This is a genomic window from Serratia sp. Sp408, assembly GCF_057180665.1.
Genome location: NZ_JBXUFT010000001.1, coordinates 2,159,479 through 2,174,156 on the forward strand (window position 1 = coordinate 2,159,479; position 14,678 = coordinate 2,174,156).

13 protein-coding genes are annotated in these 14,678 nt (G+C 59.8%); 1 reads left to right on the forward strand and 12 read right to left on the reverse strand.

Translation table 11 applies throughout. The features are described 5' to 3' along the window. The first annotated feature begins 138 nt into the window (after positions 1-138). Entirely contained in the window at positions 139-1,203 is a 1,065-nt protein-coding gene (locus tag AC2AXP_RS10300; RefSeq protein ID WP_004961092.1) for a LacI family DNA-binding transcriptional regulator, read from the forward strand. 52 nt (positions 1,204-1,255) lie between these two features. Here AC2AXP_RS10300 and AC2AXP_RS10305 read toward each other — a convergent pair whose 3' ends face one another. The 12 genes from AC2AXP_RS10305 to AC2AXP_RS10360 form a co-directional block, all read right to left on the reverse strand. After that, a complete protein-coding gene (locus AC2AXP_RS10305) occupies positions 1,256-2,206 on the reverse strand; it encodes a hypothetical protein (protein WP_484381622.1) in 951 nt (316 codons plus the stop codon). A 237-nt stretch (positions 2,207-2,443) separates the two neighbouring features. Beyond that, a complete protein-coding gene (locus AC2AXP_RS10310; protein ID WP_004961088.1) occupies positions 2,444-4,036 on the reverse strand; it encodes a PTS transporter subunit EIIC in 1,593 nt (530 codons plus the stop codon). Positions 4,037-4,187: 151 nt separating this feature from the next. Beyond that, the gene (locus tag AC2AXP_RS10315; RefSeq protein ID WP_004961085.1) at positions 4,188-5,108 is read right to left on the reverse strand and encodes a LacI family DNA-binding transcriptional regulator; all 921 of its coding nucleotides are present in this window, start codon (positions 5,106-5,108) and stop codon (positions 4,188-4,190) included. A 180-nt stretch (positions 5,109-5,288) separates the two neighbouring features. Beyond that, positions 5,289-5,606, reverse strand: a complete 318-nt coding sequence (locus AC2AXP_RS10320) for a PTS lactose/cellobiose transporter subunit IIA (RefSeq protein WP_039992661.1) — start codon at positions 5,604-5,606, stop codon at positions 5,289-5,291. Beyond that, positions 5,606-6,997 (reverse strand): glycoside hydrolase family 1 protein, encoded by a 1,392-nt coding sequence (locus AC2AXP_RS10325; protein WP_484381623.1) that lies wholly within the window; start codon positions 6,995-6,997, stop codon positions 5,606-5,608. Before AC2AXP_RS10325 ends, AC2AXP_RS10320 begins: the two co-directional genes overlap by 1 nt. Before the next feature lie 13 nt (positions 6,998-7,010). After that, complete coding sequence (locus AC2AXP_RS10330; RefSeq protein ID WP_004961079.1) at positions 7,011-8,336, reverse strand: PTS cellobiose transporter subunit IIC; 1,326 nt, start codon at positions 8,334-8,336, stop codon at positions 7,011-7,013. Further along, positions 8,333-8,656: a PTS sugar transporter subunit IIB gene (locus AC2AXP_RS10335; RefSeq protein WP_004961078.1), complete on the reverse strand. Its 324-nt coding sequence runs from the start codon at positions 8,654-8,656 to the stop codon at positions 8,333-8,335. Before AC2AXP_RS10335 ends, AC2AXP_RS10330 begins: the two co-directional genes overlap by 4 nt. A 383-nt stretch (positions 8,657-9,039) precedes the next feature. Continuing rightward, entirely contained in the window at positions 9,040-10,152 is a 1,113-nt protein-coding gene (locus tag AC2AXP_RS10340; RefSeq protein WP_273872174.1) for an alkylhydroperoxidase domain protein, read from the reverse strand. Then, entirely contained in the window at positions 10,149-11,192 is a 1,044-nt protein-coding gene (locus AC2AXP_RS10345) for a putative FMN-dependent luciferase-like monooxygenase (RefSeq protein ID WP_088499734.1), read from the reverse strand. The genes AC2AXP_RS10340 and AC2AXP_RS10345 overlap by 4 nt, the downstream gene beginning before the upstream one ends. Next, a complete protein-coding gene (locus AC2AXP_RS10350) occupies positions 11,189-12,847 on the reverse strand; it encodes a dipeptide ABC transporter ATP-binding protein (protein WP_484381624.1) in 1,659 nt (552 codons plus the stop codon). Before AC2AXP_RS10350 ends, AC2AXP_RS10345 begins: the two co-directional genes overlap by 4 nt. Beyond that, a complete protein-coding gene (locus tag AC2AXP_RS10355; protein ID WP_198772993.1) occupies positions 12,844-13,734 on the reverse strand; it encodes an ABC transporter permease in 891 nt (296 codons plus the stop codon). Before AC2AXP_RS10355 ends, AC2AXP_RS10350 begins: the two co-directional genes overlap by 4 nt. Next, entirely contained in the window at positions 13,731-14,675 is a 945-nt protein-coding gene (locus tag AC2AXP_RS10360; RefSeq protein ID WP_004961069.1) for an ABC transporter permease, read from the reverse strand. Before AC2AXP_RS10360 ends, AC2AXP_RS10355 begins: the two co-directional genes overlap by 4 nt. Positions 14,676-14,678: the final 3 nt, after the last annotated feature.

Sequence of the window (14,678 nt, forward strand, 5' to 3'; positions counted from 1 at the left end):
TCTTTGAGTTAAATCACGCTATTTATCGGTTGTTTCACATAATGTATTACGCACGACATAAAATGTTTTTTTTAGACATTTTCCGACAGTACGGCTTATCACAGACGCCAAGCGTGCCGTTAAGAAGAGAGCGAATCGATGACCAGACGTCAGGCAACCCTGGAAGATGTGGCAATAGAAGCGGGCGTATCGCAGCAAACCGTGTCACGAGTATTGAACAACCCGGCTATCGTCGCTGAACGCACGCGCAAAAAAGTACTGGCCGCGATGAATACGCTCAATTATGTGCCCAACCGCTCGGCGCAGATCCTGGCTGGCAAGGCGTTGCCGACCTTTGGCTTGATCACCACCTCGCTGGCGCTGCATGCCCCGTCGCAAATCGCCTCATCATTCAAGCATCATGCGGAACTGGCCGGCTACCAGGTGGCGATCTCGATGTTGAAAACCGGCCAGTTGCCGAGCCTGCAATCGGCGTTGAACGAATTCCGCGCGCAAAAGATCAACAGCGTGGTCATGAGCCTGCCGCTGGAAAAAGCCGATGCCGAAACCCTGACCAGAGATAATCCCGACATCCGGCTGCTGTTTCTCGACGTTCCCCCCGCCGCACAGGTGTGCCACCTCGGTTTTCTGCACAGCGACGGCACCGCCAGCAGCGTCAATCTGCTGCTCGACCTGGGACACAGAAAATTCGGTTTGCTGGCCGGTCCGGAAAGCTCCATTTCGGCCCGCCTGCGTCTCGCCTGTTGGCGCGACACGCTGTATCAGGCGGGCATCACCGAAGTCGATACCGAATACGGCGACTGGAGCGCCAACAGCGGCTGGATAAAAACCGTGGAACTGTTCAGCCGGCACCCGGATATCACCGCGATGCTGGTGGCCAGCGATCAGATGGCGCTGGGGGTGATGAGCGCCTTACGGCAAATCAATAAGCGCATACCGCAGGATGTTTCGGTGATTGGCTATGACGATACCCCCGACAGTCAGTATTTCCATCCGGCGCTGACCACGGTGAGGCAGGATTTTGATCTGATCGGCAAGCGTGCGGTCGATCATCTGGTGGGGATGAAGGATCGACCGCACCAGGCGTTTAACGATCTGTTGCCGACGACCCTGGTGGTCAGGCAGTCCACCGCGGCCCCTTACGCGTCAAACGCGGAAAATCCGCTGATCCGGCAACTGCAGGCGCTGGTACAGCAACTGTAGGCCGACTGCCAACGCGGGCCGCCCCGGCCTGCGCCAACAGACTGACACGGCGTTAGAACTCCGCTGCCAGCCCGATGCTCCAGCCTGTTACGCCGTCGCCAAGGATGCCAGAGCCCCGCAGGCTGACGCCGCCAATACCAGGGATCACGTCGCTGTCGACCAGCTCGATGCCGGCGCCAAGTTCCACGAAAGAGTTGAAACCGATGTCACCCTTGATCTGTGGCATATAGGTACCGCTGGCAAAGCCAATCCAGCGCAACGGCTGACCGAACAGCGTCTGATCGGTCGGGCCATTCAGTTCAGCCCCGGCGGTCATCACGCTGTAATCGTCACGCCCTTCCAGCGCCGGATCGCTGGCACTGTAACTGTCATCTACCAGGTAGTTGTAACGCAGGTTGGCGGTCAGATTCACATCGTTTTGCCAGCGGTGATTCTGTTCGATTTCGAGCGCGCCACCGTACAGCAGGCTGTTGATTTTAAAATCAAACAGCAGGCCGCGCCCGGCGCTGTGGAACTGGTCGCCAAAATTGCCGGAAGACGTGGTGTCATTGGAGGAACGCGAATAGCCGAATAACGCCATCGGCCGCAGAATGGTGCCGCTGGCAATGTCAAATTCAGCCCCGGCGCCACCGAGCACCGACAGGGTTTTGGTCTTCAGTTTCAGGTGATTGGCGGTGGAATCAAAATCGCCTAAATCCAGAGACTGATCGCTTTTGACATAACCGAAAGTGCCTTCAATATACGGTCTGAAGCCGTCGATGCCGACGTCAAACGCATGCGACGGCGAGAGTTTGTAGGAGTCGATCTCCAACGGATCGGTGTCATCGTGGGTCAGACGAAAATTCGCCGCGCTGATACCCGGCGTGGTGCCGATAATGGACAATACCTGATAGAGATCCCTTAATCCCCCGCCATCCTCGTGTACGATGGCGTGCAATTCTTGCGGGCTGATTGGCAATGGATCGGCCAGCGCGTCGCCGGCCGAGAACAACATGGTCGTCAATATAACACAGCGATTTCTCATCATATTTATCAGCCATATTTTGATAATCGGTAATCAACTGCACTATATCCGTCATTATCAAGCCACACCCTGGCAGTAATTGCCGACCAAGCTGCTTTAATTATTTAGGATATAAATAAATACCAAAGGAAAATTAAGCATAAGCCATCCTCGATCGTCCGCAATTTTTTAAGATATTACGTAGCCAGGCCGACACGGGCAATCGCGCTGCCGCCTTTACGCCAGCGCCTGCTTGACCTGATTGGCGATCTTCTCGACCTGCAAACCGTAAATAACCTGAATATCCTCGTCGCTGGCGCGTTTGATACCGCTGGCACCGCTGGCCATCAGCGCCTCGTCGTCGATGTCATCCATGTTCACCACCTTGACCCGCAGGCGGGTAAAGCAGCAATCCACCAGTTGAATGTTCTCTTTACCGCCCAGGCCGACGATAATGCGCGCCACCTGCTCGTTGGGTGCCACCACCACCTCGGGCGGCGATGCGCTGTCGTCGTCCTCGCGACCAGGGGTTTTGACCTGCATACGCGTAATGACCAAGCGGAAGGTGAAGTAATACAGCGGGAAATAGATCGCGCCCAGCAACAGCGGATACCACCATGCGGTCTGGCTGCCCCCCAACACGCCGAAGACCAGAAAATCGATCGCACCGCCCTGTACGTTGCCAATCATCACGCCAAACAGCTGCATCAGCGCAAAGGAAAGGCCGCTCATTATCGCATGGAAGACGAACAACAGCGGTGACACGAAGATAAAGGTGAATTCCAGCGGTTCGGTAATGCCAGTGGTAAAGGACGCCAACGCGCCGGCCATCATCAGCGCCTTAACGCGTTTTTTATGTTCTGGCCGCGCACAGTGATAAATCGCCAACGCCGCTGCCGGCATACCGAACATCATCACCGGGATTTTGCCCTGCGCCAGAAAACGGGTGGCGCCACGCACCACCTGATCGGTAAAGGCGCCGGGATTGGCCAGTGCGGTATTGAAAATGTTCAGCGCGCCGACGATGCTTTCACCATGAAACGGCGGCGAAACCCCGCCAATCGGCGTGAAACGCACGGTTTCATTGAGGATGTGATGCAGACCGGTGGGGATCAGAATTCGTTCGGTGAAGGCATAGACAAAGGTGCCATAAATGCCGGAATGGCCAATCAACCGACCAATCCAGGCAATGCCGGCACCGATGGTTGGCCAAATCAGCGACAGCGCAATCCCCACCAGCGGCATCACCAGTACGGTAACGATCGGCACAAAGCGCCGCCCACCGAAGAAGTTAATCGCCGTCGGCAGCACGATGGTGTAATAGCGGTTATGCAAAAACGCGGTGATCAGACCGGCAATCACCCCGCCCAGCACGCTCATCTGGTAAGAAAATATGCCCAGCGTTGCACTAAATTCGGCGGAGTACATCAACGCCTCGGTGCGCCCCATGCCGTGCGCGGTCAGGTAGGCCGGCGTGGTGGTTTGCGCGGTAATCCCCTGGCTCAACAGACTGTAGCTGATGCCCATATGCATGGTCAGGAAGCCAATCACCGCGGCGAACGCAGCGGTGGGCTTTTCGTCTTTGGCCAGGGCAATGGCGGCGGCAACGGCAAAGAACAGCGGCAGGTTGGCAAACAACGCGCCAGCAATGTTGCGGATAAACCCAATCACCAGCTGCGGCAGCGCCATCTGGCTAAACGACTCGCCGACCACCGCCGGGTTTTGCATCGCCGCGGCCACGCCAAGAAAAATGCCCGCGGCGGCAATCACCGAAATGGGCATCATCAATCCTTTGCCAAAATCATGAAGCCTGGCACCAAACTTAGCCATAAGTTGCACCTCACTGTCGCGTTCTGGTGATGATAGTGTGGAAAAATGGCGATAAAAGCGGGCAACCGCAGCACTTTTTCACCATTCGCGTAAAAAGTGTAATGCGGTTGATTATAGACAATGCGCGTGCGAGCGCTGGGGGGGAGGCAAGTCAGCGCGCCATCAGGCTGCCGCGAATCAGGCTGTGGTCTTCGTCGCTGGTCAGCAACGCCAGCGCACGCTGCGCCAACGCCTCCAGCGAATATTCAATCGACGGCACCGCCGGTGCGCCGGGCCACTGCAATGACCCGTCCAGGCTGAACACCGTCACCTGTCCCGGCACCTGCCGTTGATACTGCCGCAGAACGTCGATCGCTTCCTGCGCCTGACAGTCATCGGTGACCAGCAGCGCATTAAACGGCATATGGCGATTGAACAGGCTTTGCAACGCGATACGCACCGACGCCTCGCCCTCCACCACCAGTTGCCGGTTATAGGGGATCAGGTGCGTCTCCAGCGCGCTGCAATACCCCTGCAAGACCTGCTGCGCGGCGTCGCCACCGGCAAAGTTGACCAGCGCAATCTGCCGCCGCTGCTGGCTGGCGAGATAATGCACCGCGGTTTCGGTTGCAAACTGATGATCGAAGCCGATGCTTTTACTGGTGGTGGCCGACAGGCAATCGAGACACATTACGCTGTCTGGCAGCGGCGGCAGGCTAAAGCGCGCACCGACCACAATCAGCGCGTCACACCAGCCATTGCTCAGCTCCGCCACCGCGGCCGCCAGCGTCGGTGCATCGTTGGCGAAGCGCAACAGCAAATGCTTGCGCTGTTGACTCAGCTGTTTTTCCAGCGCCTGCAAATAGCCGGTGGACTGCTGGATATGTTCGGTAGCGCACACCACGCCGATGCAGCCGGTCGATTGACTGGTCAGCGACTGCGCCACGGCATTCGGCCGATAATTGAGCGTTTCCACCGCCCGCAACACCGCCAGGCGGCTTTCTTCCTTTACCCCGCGACTGCCGCTCAGCACCCGGGATACCGTGGCTTTCGACACCTGCGCCAGACGGGAAACATCGTTGATATTGGCCATAACTGCGGGTCTTCCTGCTGATGTTGAAAAACGGGCCAAAGGCCCGTCAGACTGCTGACAAAGTCAGATATTAGGGAGAGCGTTGGGGCGTAGCGGCGTGAGCCGCCGAAGCGCCTCGAGGTGCGCCAGGCCCGAGTCTCTCACCGAGAACTTTGTCATCTATCTCGTTACTGATTATCCTTAACTCGCCGCCTGCTGTCGTTGATAAAGTTCGACCATTTCAGCGATCAGCTCGCGAGCGAGAATAGCATTCATCAGATGATCCTGTGCATGCACCATGATCAACGTCATCGGCGTCTTGCCCTCACCGGCGTCATGTTCAATCAACTGGGTCTGCACCCGATGCGCCGCGCGCGAATACTCGTCCGCCTCGCGCAAACGCGCCTGTGCCTGAGTGAAATCACCGTCGCGCGCCGCCTGCAACGCTTCAAAACACAGGCTGCGCGTCTGCCCGGCATTGACGATGATTTCCATCACCGTGCTTTCCAAATCGTCCATCATTCTGCTCCCTCAAACCCCTTGGCTTCGGCGACGGCAGCAAACCACTCGCCACTTTTTTTGATGCTGCGTTTCTGCGTAGCCAAATCCAGCTGCACAAAACCATAGCGATTTTTATAGGCGTTGCACCATGACCAGTTATCGATAAAGGTCCACATATGGTAACCCAGGCAGTTGCTACCCTCCTGAATACCGCGATGTACCCAGCGCAAATGGTCGCGAACAAACGCAATGCGATAGTCGTCCTGGATCTGGCCATTCTGGTCAAAGCGCTGCTCGTTTTCCACCCCCATGCCGTTTTCGGAAATAAAGCAGCGCGGGTTGCCGTAGTTGGTGCGCAGATTGGTCAGAATATCGTAAACGCCCTTTTCGTAGATTTCCCAGCCGCGATACGGGTTCATTTTACGCCCCGGCATCTCATAGCTGCTGAAGAACCATTCCGGCATAAAGAGGCTGTCGGGGTTAACCAGGCTGTCGCGACACTGAATGCGGCGCGGCTGGTAATAATTGATCCCCAGCAGATCGACCACGCCCTGTTGTAGCAGTTGCGCGTCTCCCGGCTGGCAATGCGGCAGTTGACCGTGCTGTTGCAGCAACGCCACCAGCTCCTGCGGATATTCACCGCGCAGCGCTGGATCGAGGAAACTGCGGTTGAACATCAGATCGGCAATATGGGCCGCCTTGACGTCTGCCGGGTTGTCGGAACGCGGATAGGACGGCGTCAGGTTAAGAATGATGCCAATCTCCCCACCCTGTTGCCGCGCGCGGTACTTTTTCACCGCCTGGGCATGGGCCAGCATGGTGTGGTACGCCACGGTGGCGGCGCGTTTGAAGTCCACCACGTTCGGGTAATGGAAATCATACAGATAGCCGCCCTCCACCGGCACGATCGGCTCGTTGAAGGTAAACCAGTGCTTCACCCGATCGCCAAACAGACGGAAGCAGTTATCGGCAAACTCGGCATAGGCATCGATCACCTCGCGGCTTTCCCAGCCGCCGAGCTGTTGCATCGCCATCGGCATGTCAAAATGAAACAGGTTGATAAATGGTGTAATGCCCTGCGCCAGCATTTCATCGATCACCTGATTATAAAACGCCACCGCCTGCTGATTGACGCTGCCGCGCCCCATCGGCATCAGCCGCGCCCAGGAGATCGAGGTGCGGAAGCTGTTGTGATTCAACTGCTTGAGTAGCGCAATGTCTTCGCGCCAGTGGCGATAAAAACCGGAGGTGTCCTGCGGCCCGACCTGCTGGTGAAAACGCCCCGGCTGCTGCGAAAACCATTCATCCCAGACGGTAGCGCTCTTGCCAAAATTCAGGCTTTCCCCTTCGGTTTGCGGTGCCGAGCTGGCGCTGCCCCACCAAAAATCTTGCGGGAACGAATATTTCATTATGGCTCCTTGTTCAGGAATTCACGGCGGTTGCGGCACCGCCTTGTGGTTGATTATTTTCCTGCTCTTGCTTGAGCAGGGTGCGTTCGTAGGCCTTCAGGAACGGGTAATACATCAGTGCCGACAACACCATGCAGAACAGGCACATCAACAGCGGACTGATCGCCCAGTTGGCGGCCCAGGAAGCCCCGATCGGTGCCGGTGTGGTCCATGGCGTCAGCGACACCACCTGCGCGACCCAACCCAGCTTGGTGGCGATATAGGCGAAGGTGGCATTGATCATCGGCACCAGAATGAACGGCAGGAAGAACACCGGGTTCATGATGATCGGCGCACCGAACAGAATCGGCTCGTTGATATTGAACATGCTCGGCACCACGCCCATCTTGCCGATGGTACGCAGATGCACGGCCCGACTGCGCAGCAGCAGGAACGCCAGCGGCAACGTGGAACCGACGCCGCCGATCAGCAGATAGTGGTCCCAGAACCCTTGCAGATAGATATGCGGTAATGGCGCACCGGCGGCGAGCGCGGTCTGGTTCAGCGCCAGGTTGGTCATCCAGAACGGGTTCATGATGCCGGTGACGATCAGCGCGCCGTGAATACCGGCAAACCACAGGATCTGACAGATAAACACCGAAATCAGGATCGCCGGCAGCGAATCCGACGCCGAAACCAGCGGCTCCAGCAGGTGCATGATGGCCTGCGGAATGATCATGCCGGTGTAACTCTGCACCAGCAGGTTAAGCGGGTGCAGCGTTGCCACGATCACCACCACCGGGATCAGGATTTCGAACGATCGCGCCACGCCGGTCGGCACCTCTTTCGGCAAGCGGATGGTGATATTGTGGCGTTTGAGCCAGGCATACAGCTCACCGGCGTACAGCGCGGTAATGATGGCGGTGAAAATACCCTGTCCGGAGAAATACTGGGTGTCGATCACTCCGTCGCGGTACGGCGCCGCCACCAGCAGGAAGGCCATAAACGCCAGCAGACCGGTCATGATCGGATCCAGCTTGTAGTGCCGCCCAAGGCTGGCGCCGATCCCGACCGAAATAAAGAAGGTCATTACCCCCATGCTGAGATGAAACGGCAGCATCAGTTGCTCACGGTATTTGAGTGAAAAATTCAGCCAGCCGCGCGCAAAGCCCCAACTGCTGTCGGCGGCAAACGGCGGGAAGATGAACACCAGCATGAACGAACCGATAATCATAAACGGCAGCGCCGACACGAAGCCGTCGCGAATGGCGATCACGTGCCGCTGCTGGCCGACGCTACCGGCCAACGGCGTGACCTTTTGTTCAATAACGTTGACCATCGCCTGATAGAGGGAACTCATGCGCGCGCTCCCTGTTGTTCAATCAGCGCCAGCGCGAAGTCCAGCACTTTGTCGCCACGCTGCATGCCGTAATCCATCATGTCGATGGCGGCCACCGGCACGCCCTTTTCCGCCGCGCGGGCCGACAGCGCCGGCAGCATATATTTGACCTGCGGCCCCAGCAGCACCACCTGGTAGTTCGGGAACTGCTGATCGAACTCGCTGGCGCTGAACGCTGCAATCTCCACCGGCAGCTGACGACTGGCGGCTTCGGCATTCATTTTATTGACTAACAGACTGGTCGACATCCCCGCAGAACAACAAAGCATTATTTTCTTCATTATGATTACCCCAGTGATGATTGGTGGTCTTTGAGGCCCCCATTGGAAACAAAATGGAAACCGGTTTCCAATGGAGAAATGACGAAATGAGAGGGCTCTCATGCATTAAAATCAAAATACTGGCAACCTCGTGATTCCGGTCACAATTTCAACAACCACCGAGTCTGGTTGGCAGGTAAATTTCCGGGGAACTGCTATGGCGGAAGAGGCGTACCGCTCAAGCGCCAGTCGCGCGGTTAACCGCGACATGGCGCTTGCCAGCACATAAGTGACGACGTCACATAACTATAAATAGACATATTTCAAGTAATTAAGAACAATTTCCGCAATGAGTGCAACGGGTGGCTAATGCCAAAAAACGCCGCACCGGCAGGCGCTACCCTCTATGGCTCAAACGGTTCTCCCAGCGTCAGCATCAGCCGGTTGGCCCAGGCGAAAAACGCCGTCGACTGCACCAAATCCAGTAGTTCAAGTGGGGTTAGACCCTGACTGCGCAATAGCGCCAATTGATCGGGATTGGCCCGCGGCGGCGTGGCGGACAGTGCGGCAGCAAAATCGATCTGCGCGCGCCAGGCGTCCTGCTGCCCTTCACTCAGCGCCCCACCCGGCGGTACCTCTAACAGTTGCTGCACCGCATCCCCCTGTTTGGACAACTGCGCGGCCTTGCGCGCGTGTACCGACGCGCAATAGATGCAGCCGTTCACTTTGCTGGCGACGGTGGCTGCCAGTTCGCGCTCCGCCCGCGCCAGCCCGCCGGAGGTATAGAAAATCGCCCGATCGGCCAGGGTGCGTTGTTCCAGCAGCGGGTGGTTGCGCGCCAGCAGGCGGAAATAGTCCGAATCCGTATGGCCAAAACGCGCCAGCAGCGCCAGCCCTGCGGCATCAAATTCGGCCAGCGGTTTGGCGGCAATCCAGGGTTCCCACTCCAACTCCTGGCGGGTAAAGGCCAGCGGCGCCTGACGGCCGCCATGGGTACGGCGCTCGGTGCGCCATGCTGCGGCACGCACCGGCGCCCCGCCGACGGCGTTCACCGCCTTTCCCGCCAACAACCGGTAGCCGTACAGCAAACGACTTTGGAAACTGACGAAGGCGATCAACTGCGACAGCGTGACGATCGCCGCCAGCGACCAGCCAGCCTGTTGCAACCCCTGCAGGTGCTGAGGTTCGGCCTGCGCCGGCGTGAATGCCAGCCGCTCGGCGTGATCCAGCGCGGCACGCAGCCGTTCGGCATTTTCCTGCGGGCGTTGCGCCGTCTGCCGCAATGCATCGCCATAGTGCGCCGCCAGCGCGTGGACGCCGTGCCATTCGCTGACGCGCTGTGCCAGCAATAATCGCTCGGCGCGTGGGAATTCGTCATCCGCTGCGGCATGGAACAGCGCGTGATAACTGGATTGAATCGCCTCGCCGGCGGCCTGACGCGTCGCACGTGCCTGCGCCAGTGCCGAGTCGCTGTCGATATCAGCCAGCGTAGCCAGCAGATCATGGGTGTCGGTCATACATTTTCCTCTGCGTGATGGTGAGCGGCCGCGGCCGGGTGACGCGGTTGCCAGCCGAGTGCCGGTGCGACATGGCGCGCGATCAACTCGATCGAACGCAAAATATACGGGTGTGGCGGATCGATGGAGTGCACCTGAAACGCCAAATCGGTGACGCGGGCCAGCGCGCTGTCCTGTTGCAACGAGTCAATCACCTGCTGCGGCGTGCCCAGATGCACGTCAAACGCGCGGATCAACCCGTCCAGCGTTTCATCGGCCGGTTGATGGCCGGCGGCGCGCAGGCGTTCCAGCCCGCGGCTCAGCCCCTGGGCGGCAAAATCGCGCGCCCGGGCGCTGTCGTCACAGACAAATACGCTGCGCGACCCCATGATGCGCGGCGTCACCCCCGCGGGCAACGCCGCCAGATAGGCGTCGATAATCGGGTTTTGCAGCGCATCCAGCGGCAGATCCAGCGCATCGGCCGGCCGTGGCTGGGTGCGCGACAGCATCAACCCATGGCCGGCCTTGCCAGCACGCTCGCCGCCGGCCACCGAAAAGGTGGCCTGCCACACGCGCTGCGCCAACTGCGGCGCTGCCGGGTAAAGGCGATTGTCGTCGCTGCCCAATGGGGCGCCGCGCCACGCCTGCAACAGGCTGTGCAAATTGGCGGCAAACGCCGCGTTGCGCTGTTCGGCCTCCAGGCCAAACGCCGCAAACGAGGTCGGCGTGCCCCCCGCCGCAACGCCAACCTCCAGCCGGCCGTCGGACAACAGATCCAGCACGGCGGTGTCTTCCGCCACGCGGATCGCCGACTCCATCGGCAGAGTGATTACGCCAGTACCAAGCCGGATGTGGCGCGTTTTTGCCGCCAGCTGCGCCAGAAACACCAGCGGCGACGGCAGTCCGCCCTCATCCTGGTGAAAATGGTGTTGCGCCACCCAGGCGCTGTCGAATCCGGCACGCTCGGCATGCACGATCTGTTCGGTTGCCAGACGGTAACGCTGCTGCGCGCTGCCCTGATCGAGCAAACGGGTGAAGAATCCCAGTCTTTTACTGCTCATGACACATCCTTAATCTGCTGCGGTAGCTGAAAACGTTGACCGGGAATGGCGTCGATCAACCGGCGGGTATAGTCGCTGCCCGGCATGGCGAACAGCTCGGCGGTAGCGCCGCAATCCACCTGTCGGCCACGGTGCAACACCGAAACGCCGTGTGATATCTGGCGTACCGCCGCCAAATCGTGGGAAATAAACAGATAGGTCAGGCCAAGCTCCTGCTGCAACTGCTGTAACAGACGCAGGATTTGCGCCTGCACCGTCACGTCCAGCGCCGACGTGGCCTCATCCAGCACCAGCACGCGCGGCTGCAATACCAGCGCACGGGCAATGGCCACCCGCTGGCGCTGGCCGCCGGACAGTTCATGCGGCCGGCGGCTCAGCAGATCGTCCGGCAACGCTACCCTGGCAAACAGATCGCGCACCCGGCGATAACGCTCGGCTTTGGCCATCGGTTGGAAATTCAGCAACGGCTCTTCGACCACCTGATACAGCGTCTGGGCAGGATCGAGCGAACCGAACGGATTCTGATACACCAGTTGAATGCGTTGGCGAAACTGGCGCAGCGCCTCCCCCTTCAACTGCGTCATGTCCACCCCGTCGATAACGATCTGCCCGGCATCGGGCCGTTGGAAGCCCAGCAGACAGCGCGCCAGGGTGGTTTTTCCCGAACCGGATTCGCCCACCAGCGCGTGGGTGGCTCCTTGGGCAACGCGAAACGACACGTTATCCAGCGCGCGAAACACCTCGCCGCCGCGCCCGGCGAAACGGAAGTCTTTTACCAGGCCCTTAACCTCGATTGCCGTTGCCGCCTGGCCAATCACGCTCGGCGCAGCGGCGCCCCCCAGCGACGGCAAATCGGCAAACAACTGACGGGTATAGTCGCTGCGCGGATTAGCCAACACCTCGGCGGTCGCTCCCTGCTCCTGCACCCGCCCGTCACGGAACACCAGCAATCGGTCGGCACGCTCGGCGGCCACGCCCAGATCGTGGGTAACCAGCAGTACCGCCGTGCCGAACTCCTGACGCAGCTGGTCAATCAAATCGAGGATGCGTTTTTGCACCGTAACGTCGAGCGCGCTGGTCGGCTCGTCGGCCACAATCAGCGCCGGTTGCAACGCGATGGCGATCGCAATCAACACCCGCTGCTTCATGCCGCCGGACAACTCATGCGGATACTGATGCAGCCGTTGCGCCGGATGCGACAGACCGACGCGGGTCAGCAACTCCACTACCCGCTGTTGCAGCTGTCGTCGCGGTAGGCGGCGATGAATATTGATGATCTCCGCCACCTGGGCACCGATGGTTTTCACCGGATTGAGCGAGCTGGACGGATCCTGTGGGATCAGACTGATTTGCGCGCCACGCAGCGCATCAAGGCGCGACGAGGGCCAGCGGCTGATATCCACGCCGTTCAGGCGGATGGCACCCTGTTCAAGCTGCCCGTTGTCGGCCAGCAGGCCGATAATCGCCTGCGCGGTGGTGGTTTTGCCGGAGCCTGACTCCCCCACCAGCGCCACCACCTCCCCCGGCCGAATGGCGAACGAGACGTTATGCACCACCCGCCGGCTGTCGCCGTGCCGCTGATAGGCAATCGAGACGTTATCCAGTTCCAGCACCGGCGGTACCGCCGTACGCTGTAATGCTCCTTGCAGACTCATAGGCGTCTTCTCCCCAATGCGTGACTGATACGGTTGGCGGCCAGTACTACCGCTATCACCACCAGTCCCGGGAACGTGGTCAGCCACCAGGCGGTGGCGAGATAGTTGCGTCCTTCGGCGATCAGCAGTCCCCATTCCGGCGTTGGCGGCGGCGTGCCATACCCCAGAAAGCTCAGCGTGGCGATCGCCAGAATGGCGCTGCCGAACTGCAACGCCGACAGCGCAATCACCGGTCCCAGCGAGTTCGGCAAGATATGCCGCCACAGCACCGCCCAGAAGCCGCCACCGCTGCCATACGCCGCTTCGACATAATCGCTGTGACGCACCCGCATCACTTCCGCCCGCGCCAGCCGGGCAAAGTTCGCCACCGAGGTAATGCCCACCGCGATCGCCGCGTTTACCGTGCCAAACCCCAGCAGCATAATCACACTGAGCGCCAGCAACAGGCCGGGGATCGACAGCAGTACGTCTACCAGCCGCATCAGCGCAGTATCAACCACCCCGCCCAGCGTCCCGGAGCATACGCCGAGCGCGGTACCGGCCACGCCGCCCAGCGCCACCGCCACCAGCGCACCGGTCAGGGTTTGCGAGGCGCCGTAGACGATGCGCGCGTACAGATCGCGGCCCAGCGGATCGGTTCCCAGCCAGTGTTCGGCGCTCGGTGCCAGCCGCTGTGCCCCGGCAATGCCGTCGGTCCCGCTGTAGGCGGTAAACAGGCCCGGCGCCAACGCCCACAGCGCCACCAGCGCCAGTACCGCCCAGGCCAGCACCAGCGTCAGCGGAAGGCGTCGCGAACGTGAACGGCGCATCGGCAACGTGCCTTCGCTTTCAACCACCGTCAGATCGCGTTCCGGCACCACCTCTTTTTCAAATGAAATACTGCTCATGCGGTCACTCCTGCGTGAGATTTCAAGCGTGGATCCAGCAGCGGGAACAACAGATCCACCAACAGGTTGATGGTGACGAACGCCGCGGCCGAAAGCAGTACCATCGCCTGCAATACCGCAACGTCCTGATTTTCCACCGCCTGTTGCGTCAACTGCCCAAGGCCGCTGCGACCAAATACCGTTTCAGTGATGAGCGCGCCGGCGATCAGCTCGCCAAACAACATGCCGGCGATGGTCAGCGCCGGCAGCATGGCGTTGCGCGCCACATGGTGCAGCAATACCCGCTGCCGACTGGCCCCTTTGGCGCGGGCCACGGCGATGAACGGCTGCGTTTGTACACTGTCGATGCTGCGGATCAGGATCTGCGCCAGCGGCGCGCTAATCGGTATCGCCAGCGTTACCACCGGCAGGATCAGTCCCTGCCATTGCGTGGGATTGATCACTGGTATCAGTTTGAAATGGAAAGAAAACAATTGAATCAGCGCGATACCGAGCCAGAAGGTCGGCACCGAGACAAACAGCGCCGGCAGCGAACGCAGCAGTGCCGCCAGCCGGGACGCGCCGGGCAGATGGGAAACAAAGGCCAGCATCAGCGCCACCAGCAGCGCCAAGGCAAAGCCGATTACCGCCAGTTGCAGCGTGGCTGGCAAGTTGGCGGCCAGCAGCGCGGTGACCGGCACCCCGGCCTGCATCGAATAACCCAGATCGCCATGCAGCACGTTACCGAGGGTATGCAGGTACTGCTGCCACAGCGGTACGTCGGCGCCATACGCCGCCCGCATGTCGGCGATCTGCGCCGGGCTAAGGCCCATATCCGGATTCTGGAACTTGATCAGCACAGCGTCGCCCGGCAACACCTGCAGCAACAGAAAAGACAGGGTAAATGCCGCCCACAGCACCAACAGCGCCTGTCCAACCCGACTACCGAGATATCTGATCATCGT

What these genes read in the sequence shown, in the direction of transcription:
- AC2AXP_RS10345 (WP_088499734.1), bottom strand. Translation starts at nt 11,192, where the DNA reads ATGAGCAGTAAAAGACTGGGATTCTTCACCCGTTTGCTCGATCAGGGC.
- AC2AXP_RS10355 (WP_198772993.1), bottom strand. Translation starts at nt 13,734, where the DNA reads ATGAGCAGTATTTCATTTGAAAAAGAGGTGGTGCCGGAACGCGATCTG.
- AC2AXP_RS10335 (WP_004961078.1), bottom strand. Translation starts at nt 8,656, where the DNA reads ATGAAGAAAATAATGCTTTGTTGTTCTGCGGGGATGTCGACCAGTCTG.
- AC2AXP_RS10300 (WP_004961092.1), top strand. Translation starts at nt 139, where the DNA reads ATGACCAGACGTCAGGCAACCCTGGAAGATGTGGCAATAGAAGCGGGC.
- AC2AXP_RS10340 (WP_273872174.1), bottom strand. Translation starts at nt 10,152, where the DNA reads ATGACCGACACCCATGATCTGCTGGCTACGCTGGCTGATATCGACAGC.
- AC2AXP_RS10320 (WP_039992661.1), bottom strand. Translation starts at nt 5,606, where the DNA reads ATGGACGATTTGGAAAGCACGGTGATGGAAATCATCGTCAATGCCGGG.
- AC2AXP_RS10325 (WP_484381623.1), bottom strand. Translation starts at nt 6,997, where the DNA reads ATGAAATATTCGTTCCCGCAAGATTTTTGGTGGGGCAGCGCCAGCTCG.
- AC2AXP_RS10330 (WP_004961079.1), bottom strand. Translation starts at nt 8,336, where the DNA reads ATGAGTTCCCTCTATCAGGCGATGGTCAACGTTATTGAACAAAAGGTC.
- AC2AXP_RS10350 (WP_484381624.1), bottom strand. Translation starts at nt 12,847, where the DNA reads ATGAGTCTGCAAGGAGCATTACAGCGTACGGCGGTACCGCCGGTGCTG.
- AC2AXP_RS10315 (WP_004961085.1), bottom strand. Translation starts at nt 5,108, where the DNA reads ATGGCCAATATCAACGATGTTTCCCGTCTGGCGCAGGTGTCGAAAGCC.
- AC2AXP_RS10310 (WP_004961088.1), bottom strand. Translation starts at nt 4,036, where the DNA reads ATGGCTAAGTTTGGTGCCAGGCTTCATGATTTTGGCAAAGGATTGATG.
- AC2AXP_RS10360 (WP_004961069.1), bottom strand. Translation starts at nt 14,675, where the DNA reads ATGATCAGATATCTCGGTAGTCGGGTTGGACAGGCGCTGTTGGTGCTG.